Annotated in this window: 19 protein-coding genes and 1 pseudogene; 6 read left to right on the forward strand and 14 right to left on the reverse strand. The window is 55.8% G+C overall.

Features of this window, described 5'->3' with window-relative positions; all coding sequences use genetic code 11:
- The first annotated feature begins 250 nt into the window (after nt 1-250).
- Nucleotides 251-1,321: a CotH kinase family protein gene (locus tag KP806_RS23655; protein WP_224726226.1), complete on the forward strand. Its 1,071-nt coding sequence runs from the start codon at nt 251-253 to the stop codon at nt 1,319-1,321.
- Here the strand turns inward: KP806_RS23655 and cysK are convergent.
- From cysK to KP806_RS23680, 5 genes are all read right to left on the reverse strand, one after another.
- Complete coding sequence (gene cysK, locus KP806_RS23660) at nt 1,318-2,235, reverse strand: cysteine synthase A (protein WP_224726227.1); 918 nt, start codon at nt 2,233-2,235, stop codon at nt 1,318-1,320. The two genes, KP806_RS23655 and cysK, sit on opposite strands and share 4 nt — an antisense overlap.
- A gap of 33 nt (nt 2,236-2,268) precedes the next feature.
- Entirely contained in the window at nt 2,269-3,480 is a 1,212-nt protein-coding gene (locus KP806_RS23665) for an MFS transporter (protein WP_224726228.1), read from the reverse strand.
- 133 nt (nt 3,481-3,613) lie between these two features.
- Nucleotides 3,614-4,219: a hypothetical protein gene (locus tag KP806_RS23670; protein WP_224726229.1), complete on the reverse strand. Its 606-nt coding sequence runs from the start codon at nt 4,217-4,219 to the stop codon at nt 3,614-3,616.
- Between the two features lie 110 nt (nt 4,220-4,329).
- Complete coding sequence (locus tag KP806_RS23675) at nt 4,330-4,752, reverse strand: DUF350 domain-containing protein (protein ID WP_224726230.1); 423 nt, start codon at nt 4,750-4,752, stop codon at nt 4,330-4,332.
- A gap of 64 nt (nt 4,753-4,816) precedes the next feature.
- The gene (locus tag KP806_RS23680; RefSeq protein WP_224726231.1) at nt 4,817-7,186 is read right to left on the reverse strand and encodes an endonuclease MutS2; all 2,370 of its coding nucleotides are present in this window, start codon (nt 7,184-7,186) and stop codon (nt 4,817-4,819) included.
- Between the two features lie 178 nt (nt 7,187-7,364).
- Here KP806_RS23680 and KP806_RS23685 point away from each other — a divergent pair, with 178 nt between their 5' ends.
- The 5 genes and pseudogenes from KP806_RS23685 (at nt 7,365) to KP806_RS23705 (ending at nt 12,229) form a co-directional block, all read left to right on the forward strand.
- Complete coding sequence (locus KP806_RS23685) at nt 7,365-7,724, forward strand: phage holin family protein (protein ID WP_224726232.1); 360 nt, start codon at nt 7,365-7,367, stop codon at nt 7,722-7,724.
- Between the two features lie 305 nt (nt 7,725-8,029).
- A complete protein-coding gene (locus KP806_RS23690; protein ID WP_224726233.1) occupies nt 8,030-8,416 on the forward strand; it encodes a cupredoxin domain-containing protein in 387 nt (128 codons plus the stop codon).
- 232 nt (nt 8,417-8,648) lie between these two features.
- Nucleotides 8,649-9,329, forward strand: a complete 681-nt coding sequence (locus tag KP806_RS23695; RefSeq protein ID WP_224726234.1) for an SDR family NAD(P)-dependent oxidoreductase — start codon at nt 8,649-8,651, stop codon at nt 9,327-9,329.
- A 721-nt stretch (nt 9,330-10,050) separates the two neighbouring features.
- A pseudogene (locus KP806_RS23700) lies at nt 10,051-10,784 on the forward strand (transcriptional regulator).
- Nucleotides 10,785-11,206: 422 nt separating this feature from the next.
- The gene (locus KP806_RS23705; RefSeq protein WP_224726299.1) at nt 11,207-12,229 is read left to right on the forward strand and encodes a Leu/Phe/Val dehydrogenase; all 1,023 of its coding nucleotides are present in this window, start codon (nt 11,207-11,209) and stop codon (nt 12,227-12,229) included.
- Nucleotides 12,230-12,388: 159 nt separating this feature from the next.
- Here KP806_RS23705 and zapA read toward each other — a convergent pair whose 3' ends face one another.
- The 9 genes from zapA to KP806_RS23745 all read right to left on the reverse strand — a co-directional run bounded on the left by zapA (nt 12,389) and on the right by KP806_RS23745 (nt 23,484).
- Nucleotides 12,389-16,051, reverse strand: a complete 3,663-nt coding sequence (gene zapA, locus KP806_RS23710; RefSeq protein WP_224726235.1) for a cell division protein ZapA — start codon at nt 16,049-16,051, stop codon at nt 12,389-12,391.
- A 521-nt stretch (nt 16,052-16,572) separates the two neighbouring features.
- Nucleotides 16,573-19,014, reverse strand: coding sequence for a phenylalanine--tRNA ligase subunit beta (pheT, locus tag KP806_RS23715; protein WP_224726236.1), 2,442 nt, complete (start codon nt 19,012-19,014; stop codon nt 16,573-16,575).
- 24 nt (nt 19,015-19,038) lie between these two features.
- On the reverse strand, nt 19,039-20,073 hold the full coding sequence (gene pheS, locus KP806_RS23720) for a phenylalanine--tRNA ligase subunit alpha (RefSeq protein WP_224726237.1): 1,035 nt from the start codon (nt 20,071-20,073) through the stop codon (nt 19,039-19,041).
- A gap of 197 nt (nt 20,074-20,270) precedes the next feature.
- A complete protein-coding gene (locus tag KP806_RS27700) occupies nt 20,271-20,393 on the reverse strand; it encodes a hypothetical protein (RefSeq protein WP_263575858.1) in 123 nt (40 codons plus the stop codon).
- Nucleotides 20,394-20,502: 109 nt separating this feature from the next.
- Nucleotides 20,503-21,378: a hypothetical protein gene (locus tag KP806_RS23725; RefSeq protein WP_224726238.1), complete on the reverse strand. Its 876-nt coding sequence runs from the start codon at nt 21,376-21,378 to the stop codon at nt 20,503-20,505.
- Between the two features lie 37 nt (nt 21,379-21,415).
- Nucleotides 21,416-21,652, reverse strand: a complete 237-nt coding sequence (locus KP806_RS23730; protein ID WP_224726239.1) for an MmcQ/YjbR family DNA-binding protein — start codon at nt 21,650-21,652, stop codon at nt 21,416-21,418.
- Between the two features lie 88 nt (nt 21,653-21,740).
- On the reverse strand, nt 21,741-21,902 hold the full coding sequence (locus tag KP806_RS23735) for a hypothetical protein (RefSeq protein WP_224726240.1): 162 nt from the start codon (nt 21,900-21,902) through the stop codon (nt 21,741-21,743).
- Nucleotides 21,903-21,913: 11 nt separating this feature from the next.
- The gene (locus KP806_RS23740) at nt 21,914-22,633 is read right to left on the reverse strand and encodes a response regulator (RefSeq protein WP_224726241.1); all 720 of its coding nucleotides are present in this window, start codon (nt 22,631-22,633) and stop codon (nt 21,914-21,916) included.
- Entirely contained in the window at nt 22,633-23,484 is an 852-nt protein-coding gene (locus KP806_RS23745; protein ID WP_224726242.1) for a sensor histidine kinase, read from the reverse strand. The genes KP806_RS23740 and KP806_RS23745 overlap by 1 nt, the downstream gene beginning before the upstream one ends.
- Nucleotides 23,485-23,490 lie beyond the last annotated feature (6 nt).

A 23,490-nucleotide genomic window follows, 5' to 3' on the forward strand; every position in this document is an offset into this window, starting at 1 on the left:
AAGTCCGGCGGCAACCAGTCTCCAGGCAATCAATCCGGCGGTAGAAAGTCCGGCGGCAACGCGCCGGCCGTTCAAGCCGTGAGCCCCGACGAGGCGGCCTCCCCTTTCCAGATCATTTTTCCGTTTGGTTTCTAAGAACGTCTCATCCGATAAATCGGTGACCATCCGGGCATTTGCTGAATACGGTAAATAAGATAAAAAGCCTACTGTCTAACGGTAGGCTTTATCTTTTGCCTCGGGAGATGATAAGATGGCTGCTGAATTGCTGCCTGTTCGTTCGATTCGGATCGACGATGCCGATCTGGAGGAAATTCGAAGCAATGCATGGGGGAAAGCGTTCAAGCCGGTGGAGCTGACGCGTGAGGGACAATCCTACAAAGGGACGTTTGGACTGCGGGGCGGCCATACGCGCAATTATTCGAAGAAATCGTACGAGGTCAGACTGGAGAACGGAGTCACCCTGCACTGGAATGCCGAGTACGACGACCCGTCGATGATGCGCAATGCGCTTTCGTTCCATTTTCTGAATGACATCGGGCTGCCTTCTCCGGAAACGAATCATTTCTGGCTGATGATCAATGACGTGCCGCAAGGCGTTTACTTAGAGATCGAGTCGGTCGACCGCTTGTTTTTTGCAAAAAGAAAGATCGGCTTCCGTTCGCTCATTTATGCCGTGAACGACAGCGCCGATTTCAGTCTCATTGATCCGGACACGAGAAAGGCTAAGTCTTCGTTGTTCGACGGTTACGAAATCATGCACGGCGGGCGGAGCACAAAGGGGAAGCTCGTGTCCTTCATACGCAATTTGAACCGGATGTCGGGCAAGAGCCTTGGCGCCTTTACCGTGCGCAGGCTTGACATCCCTCAATATTTGCTATGGCTGGCCGGCGCCGTACTTACGGGAAATTATGACGGATTCGATCAGAATTACGCGATTTACGAATTTCAGAAAACGGGGAAATACAGGATTATCCCTTGGGATTACGAGGGAACGTGGGGAAGGAACTGCTACGGGAAGCCTTGCGGGAGCGATCTGGTCCGTTTGCAGGGCTATAACAAGCTGACAAGTAAGCTGTTTGCATTTCCGTCTTGCAGGAGAAGGTATAAGGCGATCTTGAAGCGGCTGCTCCAATCCGCCTTTACCGTGGATAGGCTCGAGCCCGTTATCCGGAGCATGCACGAGCGGCTGTCGCCGGCTATCCGGAATGATTATACGCGCAAGGCAAGCTTCGATACGTTTCTCTCGGAGCCCGAATTTATTCAGGATTATATATTGGAGCGGCGTCAGATTTTGAAGCAGGCATTACGAGATTGGAATTAGAAAATGCCCATGCTCAAATAACGCTCTCCCGTATCCGGCGCAATGCAGAGTACTCGCTTCCCGGAGCCCAGCCGCCTCGCCACCTGCATGGCCGCCCACACGGAAGCGCCGGACGAAGGACCGAGCAGCAGTCCTTCGGCGGCAGCCAGCTTCCGCATCGTCGTTAAAGCGTCTTCGTCGGACACTTGAATGATTTCATCGTAAATGGATGTATTCAGGATGGCCGGCACGAAGCCCGGGCTTGTTCCGACCAGCTTATGCGGCCCCGGCTGCCCGCCGGACAGCACCGGGGAGCCCTTCGGCTCCACCACTGCGATATGAAGATGAGGCAGCAGCTTCTTCAGCACCTCTCCGGTGCCGGTGATCGTACCTCCGGTACCGGCGGTGGCTACGAACGCATCGAGCCTGCCTTCCGTCTGCTCCATAATTTCAAGAGCGGTCGTCGTCCGGTGGATATCCGGATTGGCCGGATTTTCGAACTGATTCGGGATGAAGCTTCCCGGCAGGCCTGCCTGAAGCTCGCGCGCCTTGCGGATTGCTCCGGGCATCCGCTCGGCGGCCGGCGTCAGGACAACTTCGGCGCCATAGGCCTGAAGCAGCTTGATCCGCTCCGCCGTCATATTGTCCGGCATAACCAGAATCATCTTATAGCCTTTGGCGGCGGCATTCATCGCGAGACCGATGCCCGTATTGCCGCTGGTCGGCTCGATGATCGTATCGCCCGGCCGGATCAGGCCCGCATTCTCGGCTTCGTGAATTAGCGAGAACGCGGCCCTGTCCTTGACGCTGCCGCTCGGATTAAAGCGCTCGAGCTTGACGCATATTTCCGCGCTTCCCGCTTCTGCGAGCCTGGACAGCTTGACGGCAGGCGTACCGCCGATCAGCTGCGTAATATTCGTTGCAACCTTAGCCAATGGCTGTTCCCCCTTCTTCTTTTCTTCCTGGAGTCAGCCCTGCTGCTGGACTTGCTGCCGCTCCAGAAAAGGCTTGATGAACCACCAGCCCGCGATCGGCACCGCCCCGACGGCAAACAGCAGCCATGTGATGGCAAGCGGCGAATGATTGTACGGAAGTACGATCAAATACGAGGATAACCCGATAAGTCTTCCGAGCACGAGCCCCGCTTCCCGAAGTACGATAAACTCCTCCCGCTCCCGCGCGCTCTCCTCCGATTGCCCGATCAGGTCGAACACCCTGGAGGTCATCGGAATGATGTACATCGGCATAAACAGCGAAGTGCCGATCCCCAGCATAAGCAGCGTCGTATACGAAACCTCCCAGAAAAGCGGCAAAATAACGACGGCAATCATAACGGCCCCGATCAGCATGACGGCTTTCCTGTTGTTTTTCTTAAGAAACTTGCCGACAAGCCAGAAGCTGACCAGAGCGACAAGGGATGTAATCAGGGAGTAAGTACCCAGCTTGCTTTCGTTCTTCGTGGCAATGTAGACGGTAAGTCCGACGAGAAACATAAATACGCCCTCGCGCACCCCTTGAGCCATGATGGCAGGCAGCATCCGCCTCCATGGATTTCCCTTCGTCATTAGCTGCTGGAAACCGTGCTTCCAGTTATACCTTCCTTGCACCCGGCGTTTTTTGAGCCAGAAGCTTAAGATGACGCTGATCGAGAAGATCACAAGCGAAAGCGTGAAGATCAACCGGTACCCTTTTTCTCCGTGCATCGTCGTGATCAGCAAACCGGATACCCACGGGGCGATAATCCCGCAGGTCGAGCCGAGCAGTCCTGCCCAGCCGTTAAAGCGGTCCCTGTTGTCGGGGCCTGTCACCTCGAAGTACACGACGTTATATGCGAGCCAAAAAAAGCCCTGCGCCATTCCGTGCAAAATGCCCAAAGGGACGCCATACGATTTCGCCTGCTGTCCGAGCAGCAGCACCGAGCAGTAGAAGACGCCCGATAAAATAATGCCGATGCGCAGGCTGATCATTTTGTCATGCTCTTTCACCCATTTGCCTGCCACATAAAACGTGAGTCCGCTCATGAGATACTGGCCGAAGGTGAACCACCCGATCAGCGTATATGACTGGCTGGCCTTCCACAAATAAACCGGCACAAAGGTGCCTGATAACGCATTCGCCACTCCGTACAGCGCCTGTACGACCAATAACAGCGCGCATTGACCGCCTAAAGCTTTGCCCAAAACGATTCTCCTCCCGTCTGCTTCAGATCGGAGCGGCCACCCGCATCCATCTGTATTAAGCGGTTAGAATTACGTTTTGTAAGGTTCCCTTAACGGCGGCAAGCCATGCCCGTCCATTTTTGCCAGCCGCGGGCTACTCTGCAGGCATCAGCTTGGCAAGCATGCTTTCGCGGTCCTTTCCGGCCAGCGCCGTCGAGGTTTGGAAGCAGGAAGGGCATATGTACAAAATCAGCTCGAAAGGCGTATCGATAATCGTCCGTCCGAGGCTTGGGGCGACTCTTGGCGCAAAACGGCTGTTATCCATAACCTGCGTTCCGGCTTCAAGCATATATTCCCTGCAGGAAGGACATTCCGGCACCTCATCCTGATCGTCCAGAATTCGCTGCATGCTCGCTTCGACGGCGAACCTCGATGTATTCGCGGTTCTGACGCCGTCGCCCTGATCGTACCAGCCATGGGCATGCTCGTCCCCGTCATCGTCCTGTTCGTCATCTTCCTCTCCTGACCACTCTTCATCACGGCCGGCTTGACGGGAAACCCGCGACTCGTCCCGCGATTTGAGCAGTTCTTTAGCCCGCTGGTATTCGTCCTCCTCCACCTCGTCTTCATCGTAGCCAAGCTCGATCGTACGGTAAGAGCTAAGCTCGTTTTCGCAGTGCGGACAATGCTTCTCCGGTCCGATCTCCTCGTCCCACACGATCTCGGTCATGCACCATGGACAAACGGTTTGCTGTTCCATCGCATTACTTCCTCTCTAATTATTTATGATATAAACGATACCGAACACAAAAAACAATACCGAAATTACGGCAAGAACCTTCCACAAATATTTCAAGGGTCTTCCTCCCATCAGACCATGACGGTCGCTCCGATTACATAAGAAAGCGACACGGGAATCAGCATCGCAATAAGCCCGACGGCCCGGTTATCTTTGGCGATTTCCTCGTCAATGCGAAATACAGGCGTTAAAAATTCGAATAAAAAATAAGCGGCCATCAAAATCACGAATCCGAACGCCCCCCAGATCAAGCTCTGGTATACCGATTCGTTGGCTTCGATCGAGAAGCGGAATATATTGCATATCCCGAAAATTTTCCCGCCCGTCGCCATCGCCACGGCTACGTTGCCCTTCTTGATTTCGCTCCAGCATTTGTACTTGGTAACCAGCTCGAAAATGGATAAAAACACGATGAGGGATAACACCGTTACCGACACGTGCACGAGCAGGGCGGCATATGGATTGCTAAGAAGCTTATCGACTTCATTGTCCATTACACATTAACCTCCACCGTCAAGCATGATGATCATTCATGCGGCAGCCTGCGGCCGCGGTGCATTATTTCAGCTCCGCAACCGTCACGCCGACGCCGCCTTCCCCGTAATTGCCGAGCCTGAAGCTCTTTACATGGCTGTGCTTCCGCAAATACTGCTGAATGCCGGCACGCAGCACCCCTGTGCCCTTGCCGTGAATGATCGAGACCTGCCCGAGCCCCGAAAGAAAGGCTTCGTCCAGGAAGCGATCCACTTCCATAATGGCTTCCTCCAAATTTTCGCCGCGCAAATCAAGCTCCATCTTCACGTTCTCGTCGCGCGACCGCTTCAGGCTGGCCGACTGCTTCGGCTGCTGCGTCTTGACCGCAGCCGTCGATTTCAGCAGCTCCATATCGTCCAGCGCGACTTTCATCTTCAGTATGCCGAGCTGAACCGTAGCGTCCGTACCGTGAATTTCGACGACCGTTCCTTTCTGGTTCAAGCTGTATACCATGACTTCGTCTCCGGCTTCCACCTTAGCCGCCTTGCCCTTGGCCTTTGCCGTTCCGCGGCGCTCCTTCTGAAGCTCGGGAGCCGCTTCCTCCAGCCGGCGGCGGGCTTCGATCAGCTTATGCTCCTTGACGGAAGCCCCCTCTTCCTTTGCAAGCTGGCGCAGATCGGCAATGATTTGCTCCGCCTCGCGCTTCGCCTTCGCCACGGCTTCGCGCGCCTCTTCCTGCGCTTTGTGCAGAAGCTTCTCCTTCTGCTCCTCGAACCGCCGGCGCTCGGCTTCGTAGCGCGCCCGCTGCTCCTCCAGTTCCCTGCGCAGCGATTCCGCCGTCTGCCGCTCCGTCTCGGCGCCAAGACGATTTTCCTCCAGCGAGGCGATCATATTCTCCACGCGCTGGTCTTCCTCGCTCACCTCGCCGCGAGCATGCTCGATAATCGACCGCTGCAGGCCGAGACGCTCCGCGATTGCAAACGCGTTGCTTCGGCCGGGAACGCCGACGAGCAGGCGGTAGGTCGGACTAAGAGTCGCAACGTCAAACTCCATGCTCGCATTGATGACGCCTTTGCGGTTGTAGGCGTAAGCCTTCAGCTCGCTGTAATGAGTCGTCGCAACAATGCGGCAATCCATCGCGTGTACATGCTCCAAAATAGCGATCGCAAGCGCCGAGCCCTCTGCCGGATCCGTTCCTGCGCCCAGCTCGTCGAGCAGGACAAGGCTCTTCGACGTCATGCAGCCGAGGATGCGGATAATGTTCTTCAGATGGCTGGAGAAGGTGCTCAAGCTTTGCTCGATGCTTTGCTCGTCGCCGATATCGGCATAAATCGCATCGAAGACGCAAAGCTGGCTGCCGTCCTCCGCAGGCACGAACAATCCGGACATCGCCATCAGGCTGAGCAGGCCGATCGTTTTGAGGGAAACGGTTTTGCCCCCCGTATTCGGGCCCGTGACGATAATGGCCGTATAGTTGTTGCCCAGCTCCACGTCGATCGGCACGACTTTATCCGCCGCGATGAGCGGATGGCGGCCGCGCTTCAGCTTCAGGAAGCCGCGGTCGTTCATGCGCGGAAGCGACGCTTTCATCTCGTGGGCCAGCCGCGCTTTCGCATAGGCAAAATCGATTTGGCCGAGCAAATCCTGATTGATCAGCAAGTCCTCCACGTAATCGGAGGCCAGCGCGGTCAGCTTTTGCAAAATTTTCTCAATTTCCCTCAGCTCGCCCGCCTTTAGTTCCCTCAGCTTGTTATTCATGGCCACGATGGCCTCCGGCTCGATGAACAGCGTGGCGCCGGAGCCGGACTGGTCATGCACGATGCCGCCGAAATGCGAACGGTATTCCTGCTTCACCGGAATAACGTAACGGTCGCCCCGCAGCGTAATGATGGCGTCCTGCAGCATTTTCTGAACGGAAGCGGAACGGATCATCTGCTCCAGCTTCTCCCGGATCCGGCCCTCGCCGCTGCGAAGCTCCCGCCGGATCGAAGCAAGCTCCGGACTGGCGCTGTCCATCACTTCCGCCTGCTCGTCGATGCAATCGAAGATGGCATCCTCGAGCGGCTTGTGCTCGCTGATTTGATCCGCTGTAAACTGCAGCTTCGGTATCGGATGATGATCCTCGTGCAGAACGGCGACGTGCTTTTTCACCCTGCGGCCGCCGCGCGCCGTTAACGCGATGTCGAGAAGCTCCGCCGGGTTCAGCGTGCCGCCTATGCGCGCGCGGTGCAGCGGCGCCTTGATATCGACGATACCGCCGAACGGGGCGCTGCCCTTCAGCCGGTCGGCTGCGTATGCTTCATCGGTCATTTGCAGCATGTCTTTAACCGCTTCCAAATCGGATACCGGGTGAAGCGCTTCGCAGGCCTCTTTACCTATAGCCGTGGAGGCGTGATGGGACAATCTATATATGATTTTCGGATATTCAAGTGTCGTTAAAATTTTCGCGTCCAACAATTAACACTCCTCTCGCCTTCCTATTATAGCCGAACCGCGTCCGCGATGCACGGGCATTAGTTTGGATAACATACATAAATGATGCGCAGTTGGCCACAATATAAACGAATGGACCGCCTTACAATTTCACTTTTGCAATGCTTCTGGAAAGTTACCGTTAAGGAGGGTTTAAAGTATGACGTTTTTAGGTCATGTTGTCCGCTTTATCGTTGCCGCGCTAGTGCTTATGCTAGTCGGGTTTATCGTTCCTCAATTCAGCGTCGGTGGCTTCTGGAGCGCGTTGTTCCTCGCTCTTGTCATCGCCGCTCTCGGTTGGATTATTGAAGGCATTTTCGGCAAAAGAGTTACGCCGTTCGGACGCGGCATCGTCGGCTTTCTGGCCAGCGCAGCCGTTATCTGGATCGCTCAGTTTATCGTCGGCGGCGTTGACGTCACCTTGCTCGGGGCCATTCTTGCCGCTCTTGTCATCGGGCTGATTGACCTGTTCATCCCGGTCAGCACGCCTTATGAAGCCGGCAGACGAAATCGCGATTAACCGTTTTGAAGCCGCAGCCCTTGACTGCCCTTAGCGGCGGCCAAGGGCTGCTTGCGTTACGCGGGAAGGTGCGGGCTTCCGTCCGTGAAATGAAACGAGCTTTTACCGCCTGAAGACGGCACAGAACCGAGCTGCTCAAAGATGCAGCTAACGGCTCGTGCGTAGCGAAAGCCGTTTACGCTTGCCTTCACAGGTTTTTCATAGGTTTGTCATCAGCCTGTCACTGCATTCCGGGAAAAGATGGGTTACAATAAGGTAGCAAAATAAAAAACATGGTTTGGTTATGGAAAGGGGCAGCATTTAAGATGAAAAAATGGCTATTTTTTGCAAGCGTCTTGTGCCTTGTTATCGTTCTTGCGGCATGCGGCGCAAATTCGGCGGACAGCGGCAATACGGGTGATAAAGAAGCGGTACAGACAGGCGGCGCTGCCGGCTCCGAGCTCGTCATCACGGCATCCAACTGGAAGTTCAATCAGGCGGAATACAAAATCAAAGCAGGCGAAACCGTCAACGTGAAGCTTGACTCCATCGACGGGATACACGGCGTGCAAATCAAAAATACCGACTATGCTATCGCAAACGGCAAAACGGTAGCCGTCAGCATCAGCAAGCCGGGCGAATACGAAATGATCTGCAACGTGCCATGCGGCGGCGGCCACCGGACGATGGCGGCCAAGCTGATCGTCGAATAGCCGTAAAAAGTGCAGCAGATAACTGACATTCAGCACCGGTCAGTTTATCTGCTGCACTTTTTTTATAGGGAAGATGTCCATAACCGAATGCTCGAAAAGGTTAATTTCACAAAATCTCAATATAAAAATTCCTTACAACGCCACTAAAAAAGACTAATGAATATCCTCTTTCCCTCCCGCGCCGCCTCTGATAAGATATTCACAATACGAATCTTGAATGGGGGAATCGGTGATGGGAGCGTTAAACAATCGGATTGCCGTTATTAGCGGAGCCGGAACTGGTCTTGGCAGGGCCGCTTCGATTTCTTTCGCTTCGGAAGGCGCGGAAGTCGTGCTGCTCGGAAGGCGTAAAGAAAAGCTTGAGGAAACTGCGCTGCTCATCAACAAACGAACGGGCAAGGATGCGCTTATCCTGCAGACCGACGTAGCCGAAGAGAGCCAGGTACAGGAATCGATTGGCGCCGCAGTCAAACATTTCGGACGCATTGACATTCTGCTCAACAATGCCGCCATTTTCGAGCCCGGAACTGTGCTCGAATTATCGACCGACGAGTGGCAGCACCAAATTTCCGTTAATCTGACCGGCCCGTTCCTGCTGACCAAAGCGGTATTGCCCGCCATGCGCCAGGCCAGATACGGGCGAATCATTAATATTACTTCCGGATTGTCCTGGAACGGGGCAGGAGGATACGCCGCTTATAGTGCAGCCAAGGCAGGACTTGAATCCCTGACTCGCACATTGGCGGATGAAGAATACGAGCACGGTATTCTCGTTAATTTATATAATCCCGGCACCCTGCGCACGGAAATGCATGCGACAGGCAAGGATCCGGCCATCGTTACGCCGGACCTGATCCGTCTGGCATGCCTGCCGGGCGGCGGGCCGACCGGTACGATTGTATCCTATGGCTAAAGCTGTCGGGTAGCGGGCCGACCGAAGAGAACGCCTCCTTGACCGATAAGATTCTGTCACCTACGGACTAATGTCGTGGGTAACGGACATAAGCGATGCCTAGCATGACTAATCATCTTCCTGCATGCCTCCCGGCGGATAAGTCAACCAGGGCGAACGTTTCCTATGGCTGAAGCTATCTGGTTGTATCGGTAACGGACATAAGCGATGCCTAGAACGACTAAGCAGCAAGTGTCAGCGGTTAACGGACAGGAGAGTCTTTTAGCCCGGACTGTAGGTTTGCTTTCTTTGGGGGCATGGCTTTAAAGTGTCGAGATGACCGTTAGAATGTGGAAATCACAGAATATGCTGTCTAAGAGTCTTTTTTGTCCATTAATAAAGACGACCAAAGCCCCGGGGATCGCCCTCGGGTATGGCGCATAATGCTCTCCATGCTAACGCTAGTTACTCTCGTAGATACGCTTCTGCGAATGGATTTCACCATACCTGGGTATCTAGCTGCACAGCGACTTGGCCCCTCCCTTATCTGAGTTGCACCATTTACGCAGATGCATGTTTCTGCGCACGCCCGAACAAAAACGCATTGCGATCCCCAGTAATATCCAGTATACTACAACTATATTTTTTCATTCGGCTTGAAGCACTTGCCGCTTTGATCCATGAGACCGTAAGGTTTCGTGGTCAAAGCGGCATTTTTATTTTATGTGATAAGGAGATCATAATGGCCTTTATTGATACGAAAATTGAGGAATGGATGGCTCAACAAATAGCCTTAGAATCTAATCCGAGAAGAGTTGAACTTCTTAAGAAGGGTTTAGGACATGGGACACTTGAGTTCCTGAGAACAATATGGTACCCGACGATAGGCAGCCTGGATCACTTATACCCGGAGTGGGAAATACGAGACCTGAACAATAAATATCGCTATATTGATCTTGCATATATGCCTTATGGGGCTAAAGGCTGTCTGGAGATACATGGATACCGTTCACATGCCCGGGATATCGGGTGTCGAGGTTTAAAGATCTGTGCATGAAGCAAGCGTTGTTGGGACTCGATGATTGGTTGTTTCTTCCTATAGCATACTTGTCGATTAAGGAAGAGCCCTGGCTTTGCAAACAGCTTGTGCTTTCCTTCGTAGGCAAGTTTGTTTCATTTCCGCTTCTGGCGCTTGGTTGGGCTGAAGCTGAAACGCTGCGTTTTGCACGCCGAATTCTTCGGCCTTTTACTACGGGAGAGCTTGCCGCCCATCTGCAGCGATCTGACAGACAGACAAGACGTACTTTGCAGGTGCTGGTTGACATGGACTTATTGGAGAATATTGACGAAAAACAACGATATCGAATTTATAGGCTTGTAGACTTATCTGGCTCGGCTGGATTGTCTGGATTGTCTGGCTCGGCTGGATTGTCTGGCTCGACTGGTTTATCCGGTAACGGTCAAAAACGTCGCTAAGAATGACTAAGCAGCAAGTGTCGGAGGCCTAACGGTCAGGAGTATCGTTTAGGACGGATAGAAAGTTTGTTTTCTTCAGAGACATAACTGTAAAGCTATGAGATGACCGTTAAAATGTGGAAATCTCACAATATGCTGTCTAAGTGTCTTTTTTGTCCAAAAGATGGCCATCACATACACCGCTGCCTTCAAAAACTGAATACCGGATCTGCCTCGCATTGACTCTATTAAGCCAATTAAGCCAAAGAAACAGTGCTGTCTCAAAAGACCACAAATATAGCGATCATACTTCCGTTTCATACCATCAAGCGCTCTAATTTGACTCCGATAAGCTCCTCCGCCTTGTAGCCCATGCTGCCGTCCGTGAATAAACTGTAGAAGAAGCGCAGCATGCACGCTTCGAAGGGGGAGTTCACTTGGACATGTGGAAACAAAGCTATGAGCAGCTCATTTTCCTCCAGGACAGCTCGGTCGGACTGAAAGCGATTATCGCCATCCACAGCACGAAGCTCGGTCCCGCGCTCGGCGGCTGCCGGATGCGGCAGTACGGCAGCGACGAAGAAGCGATAGACGATGCCCTGCGACTGGCCAAAGGCATGACCTATAAATCGGCGATGTCCGGCATTCCGTACGGCGGAGGCAAAGCCGTCATTCTCAGCCACCCGGGTCAAGGTCCGCGCGAGGCATTATTTCAGGCGCTGGGACGACAGCTCCAAAAAATGCAGGGAGGCTACATTACCGGCATGGATCTCGGCACCTCCGTCACTGATATGGACTGGATCCGCCTTCAAACCCCATATGTTACGGATACGTCCGGATCGCTCGGGGCCGTTAACGATTTAACCGCAACCATGACCGCTTACGGTGTTTTTCTCGGCATCCTTACAGCGCTCAAACGCGTTTTCGGCAGCGGATCGGCCGAGCGTCGAACCGTCGCCGTGCAGGGCTTAGGCAAGGTCGGTTACCAGCTCTGCCGCTATCTGTATTATGCAGGAGCCAAATTAATCGTAGCGGACGTTGATCCTGTACGAGTGCAAAAGGTTGTCAGCGAATTCGGGGCAATCCCGAAGCACCCGGACGCCATCATGTCCGAGCCCTGTGACGTATTATCCCCATGCGCTTTAGGCGGCATTTTGAATGACCGCAGCATCAGCGGGCTGCACTGCCGCATCGTTGCGGGAGCGGCCAACAATCAATTAACGGAGAGCCGGCATGGCGCTCTGCTTCACGATAGAGGCATTTTGTACGCACCGGATTATGTCATTAACTCTGGCGGCATTATCGTTACGGCTGCAGAGCTGAATGGCGGTGATGCTGCAACAGCGCAGCAAAACGTGGAAAAAATCAGCGGCACGCTGACGGACGTCTTCCAAACGGCGGATGCGAGAGGGCTGCCGACAGCGGACGCTGCCGACCTGATGGCCGAAGGGCTTCTCGGAATTTGAAGGAGCGTGTATATGAAACAAAATGTGCATTAGAGCCGTGCTGCGGCAGCTCATAAAAAAACTGCATTCCATAACCTGTCATCGGCCGTTGCCTATTAGATCGCGCAACGGTACGGACTTAGGTTCATGAAATGCAGTATTGTCTTAATGGACAGCCTTCTAGCTCTGCTCGATCAGCTCGATCCATTCATTGTATTCGGTTTGAAGCTTCGAATATTCATTTTTAAGCTTGTGATGCTGCTCGAGCAGCTGCCTGTGATCCTCGTACAGCTTCTCGGCCGAACGCGACGCTTCGTCCCGCTCGTAAACGAGCGATTCCGCGAGGCCCGCCGCCGCGTCCCGCTCCTGCGCCAATTGCTCGGCTCTGCGGGCCGCTTCGTCGCGTTCGCGCTCCAGCTTGGCAGTATGCTCGCTAAGCTCCTCCTGAAGCTCAGATGCCGCTGCAGCCTCGCCCCTCGCGAATTCCAGCTGCTTCCGAAGCGCAGCTTCTGCCTCATCCCGCTCCTGCTTCTCCTGGCCGAGCCTGCTCGCTTCGGCAGCCATTTGCTCCGCATATAGCTGCTCCTGCTGCAGCCTCTCGCTCAGCTCCTGCTCGCGGGCAGCCGCCGCTTCAAGCTGCTGCGCGGCCAGTCTTTCGCGTGCCGCCAGCGCTTCAAGCTGCTGAACCGCCAGTCTCTCGCGGGCAGCGGTCAGCTCCAGCTGCTCGATCAGCTCCAGCTCTCTCGTCTGAAGCTGCTCCAGCTCAGACTTGTATCTTTGCTCGCTTTGAGCTGCGGAAGCCGCAATGCTCTCGATTTGCTCCAGCCGAGCTTGAAGCTTCCCGAGCTCCGCCTCATAATCGTGGCGCTGCTGATGCAGCTGCTCTTCATGGTTCACGGCAAGCTGCATCATTTGCTCTTCCTGCTGCTCCTTCAGCTCGCGAATGCTGTCATTGCGCTGCGCCGTTTCGCGTTCGGCTTGCTCCTCGTACTCCGCAGCAAGCTGGTTATACTGCTCCTTATGCTCCGCTTCCAGCCGCTCACGAAGCTCAGCCTGCTGGCGAAGCCGATCCTCATAACCGGATATCAGCTGCTCGCGCTGCTCTTCGGCTTCGGCAAGGCGATTGTTATACCGCACCTCGAGCGATGCCAGCCGCTCTTGGCCCTGCTCCGCTTGCTGACGAAGCTGCTCCTCGTAGCCGGAAACCAGCTGTCCGCGCAATTCCTCGTATTCGGCAGCCTGAAGCTTGAACAGCTCCGACTCTTCCTGCAGCTGTTCTTCGAGCTTAGCCGCTTGCTGACGGTACCGCTCCGCTTCGTCCCGGAGCCGTTCCTCCTGCTCAGCCGCCTGCCGCCTGAATTGCTCCGCTTCCTGAAGCTGCTCTTCATAACGCGCAACCTGCCGCTTATGCAGCTCCGAGTCGCCCAGCAGCTGCTCTTCATAATCGGCAACCAGCTGCTGCTGACGCTCCGCTACCGCCTGCAGCTTCTCCTCATATTCCAAGGCCTCAGCAAGCAGCCGTTCTTCGGATTGAGCGTTTTGAGCAGCAAGCTTTTCTTCGAATTCGGTCTTTTGAGCCGCAAAACTTACTTGATATTCCGTCGTTAGAGCGGCAATCCGCTCTTCCAATTCCGCCTGTTGAGCTGCAAGCCTTCCCTCAAACTCCGCTTGCTGCGCAGCAAATCTCTCTTCATAATCCGTCCTTTGAGCGGCAAGCCGTTCTTCGGATTGCTCCGACTGGAACGCGAGTCTTCCCTCGTACTCTGCGGCGAGCTCTTTTTGCTTCTCCGCTTCCTGCGCCAGCCTGTCCTCGAACTCCACTTCCCGCTCCAGGATTTTTTCTTCAAATTGCTCCGCTTGCGACTTCATGCGCTCCTCGAATTGCTCCGATTGTACCTTAAGCCGCTCTTCATATTCGGCGGAAAGCTGTGCCCGCTGTGTATCCGCCTGCGCAAGCCGCCCTTCATAATCCGCCGCCTGCGCCGCCAGCTTCTCTTCGGCAGCTGCAGCTTCCCGAAGCAGCTGCTCCTCGTGGGCGGCCGCAAGCTGCTTGATCCGGCCGTCATGCTCGGCAAGCATGTTGTCCAATTTCTCATTGCTCTCCGCAGCCAATTGCTTAAAGAGCTCGTCGTTCTCCGACTCAACGAGGCGGAGCCGTTCCTCCTGCTCGGCCTGCAGCGAACGGACCAGCTCGGCCTTCTCCTGCTCAAAGGACTGCAGCTGCAGCTCGCCGGCTTCCTCGAATTGCTCCCGCTGCTTCTCCAGCTCCTCGCGAAGCCGGACGCCGAATTGCTCGCGCTCCGCTTCGAACGCCAGCTTGGCCTCCTCCTGCTCAAGCTGCAGCTGCAGCAGCTGCTCCTCCTGCTGCTGTTGCAGCTCCTCGTACTGCAGCAGCTTTCCGGACTGCTGAAGATCTTTATCCTGCAGCTCTTTCACCCGCGCCTGAAGCTCCGTAGCGCGCTGGTCCGCTGCGGATACCCGGCTGCGCTCCTCGGCCAGCTTCTGCTCCAGCTCATTGATTTGCAGCTCCGCAAGGCCGCCCGCTTCCTCCAGCTCGGCCACCCGCCCGCCGGCTGACGCCAATTGGCCGTTCAGCTCGGCAATTTGCCGCTCCAGCTCCAGGCTCTGCTGCTCTAGCTGCGCATATGTAGTGCGATAAGTTTCCTCCTGCTCCATAGCAAGCAAAAGCTGCTCTTCCGATGCAGCGATGCGCTGCTCCAGCTCCGCTTTGTCCGACGCCCAGCTTTGCTGCAGCTCGGCAATTTGCCCCTGCAGTCGGCCGCGTTCCTCCAGCCATCCGTTTCTCCGGCGCTCCAGATCGGCCCGGAAGGCCTGCTCCTTTTCCGCAGCTTCAGCCTTTAAAGCCTGCTCCCGCTCCTCGCCGAGCCGCTCTTGCTCCAATCGCTCCGCTTCGGCCTTGGCCGTCCAAGCCTGCTCGCGCTCCTCCCACTTCGTTTGCCAGCCGGCCGCAAGCTCCGCCAGCTCCGCTTCCTTCTCCGTCCGAGCCGCTTCAAGAGCTGCCGTACGATTGGCATCTATCGCCGCAAGCTCGGCATCTTTCGCGCTAACCAGCTCCTGAAGCTCCTCGCCCTTCACTCGCGCCAGCTCCGCAAGCTCCGCCTCTTTGGCCAGCTTTACCGCAGCAAGCTCTTCCTCCTTCAATCCGGTCAGCTCCGCCAGCTGCTCATCCTTCTCGCGAATCAGCTCCTCGCGCTGAGCTTCCATAGCCTGCAGCAGCTCGGCCAGCTCCGCCTCCTTCTCACCACGCAGCTTGGCCAGCTGCTCGTCCTTCTCCTTGGCGAGCTGTGCAAGCTGCTCGTCTTTCTTATTCCGAAGCGCTGACAAACGGTCCATATTCTCCTGCGTCAGCCGCAAAATCGTCTCTTCCTGCACCTTCATCGCCTCGGCAGCCGCAGCCTGCTGAGCTGCCGCCTGCTCTGCCGCAAGCGCCAGCATATCCGCAAGCTCCTGCTCCGCTGCCGCCTTCGCCGCCCGCAGCTCCTCCTCGGCACGCCGTCTCGCTTCCTTCAGCTCGTTCTCGAACGCGCTTGCCTGCCTGCCGACCTGCTCCAGCTGCTTCTCGATCAGCTGCAGCCTTGCTTCCTCTTCCTGCAGGCGCGTATTGTCGCGGCGGAGACGGAACACCTCTTCCGTAATCTGTACGGCCGAAAGCACCGCCAGCCTTGGCATGTCGAGGCGTGGATAGCCTTTTGCAAGCTTCTTCATACTCTCGTCGATCGCGCCTGCGACTTTTTTCATATACTCTACGTTGCTGTGGCCTTTCAGCTTATATTGCACGCCATATATATCAACCGTAACGACCGTATTCTGTTCAGCATCCATTCAGGCAAATCCTCCTATTGTCCAAGTGATGCGTACAAGCGTACGCTGACTCCATCTATCGTCCGTCAACACGCCTCTTGCCGAGGCTCCGAAATTCCGTCACGTCCGCCTGCGCAGATTGCGCGGGCAGGACTGCTATCGCCGCTAACGACTCCAGCCGGCTTACGCATCACGATGTTCCATCGTTCAAACGAAACCCGGCCTTACTAGCCGCCATATGGACAAGAGGGCCATTAGTTCGGAAAACGAATCTAATTACCCATAACATTTCAATAGAGCAAATTGTAATTACTATTTCATGCATCTAAATTCCGCTCTCATCGCCAAATCCCTGCTTTTTTGAGCAAAATATCTGCGTTTTTTCTTCAAAAACAAAGATGTATAAGTATTGAATGAATGCATGACTTATATTTCATCGCAAAACGAGCAAAAAACATATCATTTCTTCAAAAAATGATACGAAAAAGCCGCATCGCAGCCCACTAAGGAACTATTTCGATGCGGCTTTTAAGGTTTCCTGCCTACTTACGCAATTCTGCTGCAAAAGATTGCTCGAATTGTGAAACGACCTTCCCGTGAAGCTCCGTTACCTCTTCGTCGGTCAGCGTACGGTCTGCATGACGGTAAACGAGCGAGATCGCCACGCTCTTCTTGCCGGCCCCAAGCTTCTCGCCCGTGTACACGTCGAACACGCGCACGGACTCCAGCAATTCGCCTGCGATGCTCCAGGCCGTGCCGGTCAGCTTGGCCGCCGCGACCTCTTGGTCCACGACGACTGCAATGTCGCGCTGAATCGCAGGGTAACGCGGCAGCGCCTTGTATTCGATGTCGGAGGTAGCAAGTTCATACAGCGGCTCCAGACTGATTTCAAGGACATACGTGTCGGCCAGATCCAGCTCCAGCTGAAGCGCCGGATGAAGCTGTCCGACATAACCGATCGCCTCGCGGCCTTTAGGCGTATCGATCATCACCGCCGCGGTACGGCCCGGGTGGAAATGCTCCGGCTGAGCAGCCTCGTACGAAACGATTGACGTTAATCCGAGCACGGAAAACACCGTCTCCAGAATCCCCTTCGCATCGTAAAAATCAACGGCTGCCGCCTTCGTATTCCACTGTGCCTCCGAGCGGTTGCCGGTCAGGAGCGCCGCGAAGCGGTGCTTCTCGTGCGGCAAACGGGTCAGCTGCTCTTCATCCGTATGGAACACGCTGCCAATTTCGAACAGCGCCGCGGACTCGTTTTTCCGGTTGCGGTTGTATGCGGCCGTTTCGAGCAGCTGCGCGATCAGCGTCGTCCGCAGCACGCTGCGGTCCTCGCTCATCGGCATCGCCAGGCGTACCGGCTTCGTATCCTTAGCAAGCGCAGGGAACAGCTGCGTCTTGGCAGGTCCGGTGAACGAGTAGCTGACAACCTCGTTCAGGCCGGCGTCGCTCAGCCGCTTGCGCAGCTCGCGGCGGATCGCCTGCGGCTTTGTCAGCGAGCCCGGAACGACATCGCCATGGATCAAAGTCGTAGGAATTTCATCATAGCCGTGCAGACGGGCAACCTCTTCGATCAAATCGACTGCTCGCGTAATATCTCCGCGGCGAGTCGGCACGTTTACCGTGAATACGCCTTTGTCCGCCAATTCGTATTCGAAATGCAATCTTCCGAAAATCGTCTGGACTTCCAGCTTGGAAAGCTCCGTTCCGAGGTAGCCGTTAATTTTGTCGAGGGACACTTCCACCTTAAGCGGCTGCACGCTGCCTGTAGAAGCTTCGACGATGCCTTCGGCCGCAAGTCCCTCCGCGAGCTCGGCAATGAGCGATGCGGCGCGGTCCAGCGCCGGGATCACACGCGCCGGATCGACCTCCTTCTCGAAACGGATGCTGGATTCCGAGCGCAAGCCCAGCTGGCGCGACGTTTTGCGCACCGTGCCGCCGTCGAATTTAGCCGATTCCAGCAAAATGTTAACCGTCTCGCCGGACACCTCCGTGCTCGCTCCGCCCATAACGCCTGCAAGCGCGATCGGCTCGCTGCCGTTCGTAATGACGAGCATATGAGGCTCCAGCTTGCGTTCCTGATCGTCAAGCGTCACCAGCGTTTCACCCGGCTTGGCAAGACGAACGTCAATGCGGCCGCCAGGGATGCGGTCGGCGTCGAACGCATGCAGCGGCTGGCCGTATTCGAGCATAACGAAGTTCGTCACGTCAACGACGTTGTTAATCGGACGCACGCCGGCGGCGATCAGACGGTTTTGCAGCCAGAGCGGCGAAGGACCGATCTTTACTCCTTTAATATAACGCGCCGAATAATGCGAGCACTGCTCCGGTGCGCTGATGCTTACTTTTACAAGGCCGTCCGCGCGGACAGCCGCATGATTGACCGTATGATCCGGAAGCTTCACTTCGCGTCCGGTCAAAGCGCCGATCTCGTAAGCTACGCCCAGCATGCTGAGGCAGTCCGAACGGTTCGGCGTCAGATCCAGCTCCAGCACCTCGTCGTCCAGGCCGAGCACGTCTGTGATCGGTGTGCCGATTTTAAGCGTTGCCGGCAGCACAAGAATGCCCTCCTGCTGCTCCTTCGGCAGCAGCTTGTCGTTCAGGCCGAGCTCCTTCGCGGAACAGATCATGCCCTGCGACTCGACGCCGCGCAGCTTCGCGCGTTTGATTTTGAAATCGCCCGGCAGCACCGCGCCGATGACGGCAACCGGCACATGCTGGCCCGCATCGACGTTTTTGGCGCCGCACACAATCTGCAGCTCCTCGCCCGTGCCGACGTCGACCTTGCACACGTTCAGCTTATCCGCATCGGGATGCTTCTCCTTGGACTTGACGTAGCCGACGACAACGCCGGTTACCCCTTTGTTGCGGGATTCCACGACGTCGATTTCGATGCCGCCCCTCGTCATTTTTTCCGCAAGCTCCTGGCCTGTATAGCCTGACAAATCGATATATTGGCTTAACCATTTATAGGATACGTTCATTGTTTTTCTTCCCTTCTCTCGTCGCTACATTCTGGCAAACTGGTTCAGGAACCGCAGATCGTTCGTATAGAAATGACGGATGTCGTCGATGCCGTATTTCAGCAAAGCGATCCGCTCGACACCCATGCCGAACGCGAAGCCGCTCACTTCCTCCGGATCGTAGCCGCCCATTTCAAGCACGCGCGGATGAACCATGCCGCAGCCGAGAATTTCGAGCCAGCCCGTATGCTTGCACATCCGGCAGCCTCCGCCGCCGCACTGTACGCACGTCACGTCCACTTCCGCGCTCGGCTCCGTGAACGGGAAGAAGCTTGGACGGAGACGGATTTGCGCCTGTGCCCCGAACATTTGCTGCACGAACTGCAGCAGCGTCCCCTTCAAGTCGCTCATGCGGATGTTTTTGCCGATGACCAGACCTTCGATCTGATTGAACTGGAACGAGTGGGTAGCGTCGTCGTCGTCGCGGCGGTATACTTTGCCCGGGCAAATGACCTTAACCGGCGTTTTTCCCTTCATCGCCTTCATCGTGCGCACCTGCACCGGCGACGTATGCGTACGCATCAGAATCTCGTCCGTCACGTAGAAGGAATCCTGCATATCGCGGGCCGGATGGTTTTTCGGCAGGTTGAGCGCTTCGAAATTGTAGTAATCTTCTTCGACCTCGGGACCTTCCGCAATCGTGTAGCCGAGGCCGATAAAAATATCCTCGATTTCCTGCGCCACCTTATTAAGCGGATGCACTGCTCCTGTCGGCAGCTGCTTGCCCGGCAGCGTAACGTCCAGCGTCTCCGCGAGCAGCCGGTTATTCGTTTCGGCCTGCTGGAACGCGTTCTGCTTCTCGTCGATCACCGACTCGATCGCCGCACGGACATCGTTCGCCACCTGGCCGATGACCGGACGCTCTTCGGCGCTTAGGCCGCCCATGCCGCGCAAAATTTCCGTTAACGCGCCTTTTTTGCCTAAATATTTCACTCGCAAATCGTTTAGCTGCTGCGGGCTGTCCACCTGCTGAAGCTCCTGAAGCGCCTCGACGCGCAGCCCTTCCAATCTTTCCTTCATTCCTCTTCGCCTCCGTATCTTCATAACAAAAAAAAGGCCCTTTCTCCCCGCAAGGGACGAAAGAACCGTGGTACCACCCTAATTCGGATTACGCTCCCGGCCCTGCCTGCAGCTTACCGCCATACTTGCGGCCGCTGCGGCAGCCATGCCGCGGATTGCAATCCCTTAAGCCCATAACGGCGGGAACCGGACCCTCCCTACCGGCGCATGGCGATCGGCCGCTGCGTCGTTTCAGGCGTCTGCTCCGGAGCGAACTTCGGCAGCCTGATTTCGCGAAAGACGCTCTCAATCTGCGGCGTCTTCTCCCTGTGCGAAAGCACTGCTTACTCTTCTCCATCATCGCTTTAGTGCGAATATGAAACCATAATCTATATTATATGCAAAGCGCATAACCGTTGCAACAACGGCGGCTCTTTTTTCCGTACAAAATTACTCTTTCATATGGTCCCATAACGCATCAAACGCCTTTTCCTCCAGCTGAAAGAAGACGTGGGCATTCTGGTATCTTACATATCGGCCCTCGAACAGGCGAATCCCGACTACCGTCTCGTCAGCCAGCTTCAGGTACAGAATCTTCTGCTCCGTGTTGTCGTAAATGCCCGTCGCCTGCAAAGTCTGCTGCTCGATCGGCTGTGCCGCCGAAAGCGCCTCAAGAAATGCGGGGATCGCATCCTCAGCCTGCAGCTCCCTGTACTCCTGCTTATTGTAATTCCAGCTGTCATGCGTCTCCCAGACGGCTGAACGAACATTGCCGTCCAGCTTCAGCTTGGAGAATACGTCAGCACCGCTTGTGACCGGAATGCCGTTCAGGCATTCATAAAACTCCGCATACACTTTACCTTCATATTCCTCGTACGTCATGATCCGAAATCCGCTTTCATAGCCTTTTACGCTGTAAACGTCCTTTTCGCCTACGGAAGAGGCGAACTCCGTCGCGAAATCGTCCTGGCTGCTCCACTCGTCGATCGCCGGTTTCGTGCGGCCGAGCTTTGCCCCGCGCAGGTCCGCAGCCTTCCCGGGAGCGATTCGGCTGCCCGTCTGCGTGTAAATTTTTCCTTTGTATACGATAAGCCCGATCATATCGGCGGCGGCAGCATTCTCCTGCTCAGGAAGCTGTAATTTGGGAAGGAAGACCCCTGCCCCGGCAGCAGCGCCATCAGCAGCGTCGTTGATCCGGACTTCCGGCCGAACGGCGCCGTTATCCCCTGCAGTCTCCTGCCGGGCTCCGCAGCCCGTCAGCAGCAACCCCGTCATAATCGCGGCAAGAAATAGAGCAAGTCCCTTTTTAACTATCGGCTGTTTCATCCATGATCATCTCCTCTCTACTTACAGACGAAAATGATCACGGATTGTTGCTGGTAAAGTTTACTTCCTCCATTACCTGCTTCGCCAAACGTTTGGGAGCGGCGCGCAAATAGGCTTCCTTCAGCAGCGCCCCCATCTCCTCCCAATCCTCAGGCTCGCGAATCGATACCCACCCGCGGTGACCGATATACGCCGGCTTATAGAAGCGTTCATGCTGCAGCAAAATTTCCTGGGTTTCAAGATCCGATTTGAAGGTAATGCCATTGTCGCTCACAAGCGGAAACGGCTTCGCCGTCCTCTGGCGGCGAAGCTTCGTTTCGCGGAGAATTCTAAGCGGATATAAGTGTGAAACTTATAAACTCTTAGAATTTGAGGATAAACGATTTGTCCTTCACCTTGAACGTATTGTGACCATGGCCGTCGATCAGCTCCGTCACCTCGGGCAGCTCCCCGCAAATCGAGCGCACCCGCTCCAGCATTTCGAATCCCTTCGGCGTTTTCATGCCGCTTAGATCATGTCCCATTCCAATCCTCCTTACCTCTCCGGCGCAAACGTCTGCCGCCTGTCGATCCAGCCCTGCTCAAAGGCATAACGCGTGAGCTGTACGCGGTTATCCAAATGCAGCTTCTGCAAAATATTTTTGAGATGGTTTTTGACGGTGTGCTCGGATACGCCCAGAGCTGCAGCCACTTCCCGGTTGGAAGCGCCCGTCGCCACCCGCTCCAGCACTTCCTTCTCCCGGCCGGTCAGCGGCGTCGTCATCGCCTCCGTCCCGCTGCCTGCCGGCCCCGCCGGAGCCTTGTCCGAATGCGGCTTGCCTGCCGCGAACTCCTGGAGCAGGCGGAAGGCAAGCTCCTTGGACATCGGAGCTTCGTCAAGCGCAACGGCGCGTAAATATTCCATCCAGGCGGACGGCGCCAAATTTTTGAGCAAGTAGCCCTGTGCCCCGCGTCTGATCGCCTCAAACAAATGAGTAATGTCATCCGAAACCGTGACCATGACGATTTTGACCGCAGGCCACTCCTGCTTCAGCCTGCGGGTAGCTTCAAGGCCGCCCATGCCGGGCATGTTGATATCCATCAGCACCAGATCGGGCCGGACGACCGGCATCAGCTCGATCGCCTCCTCACCGCTCGCGGCAGCGCCTGCGACCTCAAAGAAACCGTCCTCCGTCACGATTTCCCGCATGCCTTCCCGGCCATCCGGATGATCGTCCACGAGCAGCACGCGCACGCCTGATTCTCTTCCTTCCATTACGCACCGCTCCTTCCGGCTATTTCAACGACCGTTCCCCGGGGCTGCGCCTGCTGCACGGATAAGGACCAGCCCATCGCTTCCGCGCGGTCCCTCATCATTTTCACTCCGTATTTGCCTCTTCCTTTAAGCAAGCGCTCCTCCGCCCCTATCCCGTCATCCTCGATTGTGCAGCGGAAGGCGTCCGCCGCCAAGCCCTGGCTCCCGCCCGTTCCGCGGATGACGACATGCCCCGCCTGCGCGTGTTTCCGCACGTTCATCAGCGCTTCACGCATAATCGCGAGCAGCTCTACCTTCTGTTTGTGAGTAAGCATGCCGTCCCGAACCCGCCAGTCGACGGTCGTCCGAATGCCGGAAACCTGCTCCATCTCCACAGTCAGATGATGGATGCTCTGCATCCAGGATTGCTCCGGCGGAAGCGGCGCCGTGTGCAGATTGGAGATGGATTGCCTTACGTCATCGTACACGCGCCGCACCGTCTGCCGGATTTGCTCCGTCGTCTGCCTGGCAGCCTCGCCGGATTCGGCCCGCTCGAGCTTGTCCAGCTTGACGGAAAGCAGAAACAGCGACTGCGAGATGCCGTCGTGCAGCTCCCTGGCCAGCTGTTCCCGTTCCTCAAAGGCCGCCTTCGCAACCCTCTCGCTCTGCAGCGATTCCTGCATCTGCTCCAGCTTGGCGAACAGCCCGCGCAGTAACGTCAGCGTCACCAGAAATACGAATACCGGTGCCAGCCAATTGCCGAGCTCCATCGAGATGACGGGAAGCAGCAGCGTATGCCGCAAATATTCCCACATCCCTATTGTCGCCGTCGGGATCCACAGGATCAGCCGTTTTAACCATTTGTAAGACACGCAGGC

The organism is Paenibacillus vietnamensis, assembly GCF_020169515.1.
GTDB classification, from domain to species: Bacteria; Bacillota; Bacilli; order Paenibacillales; family Paenibacillaceae; genus Pristimantibacillus; species Pristimantibacillus vietnamensis.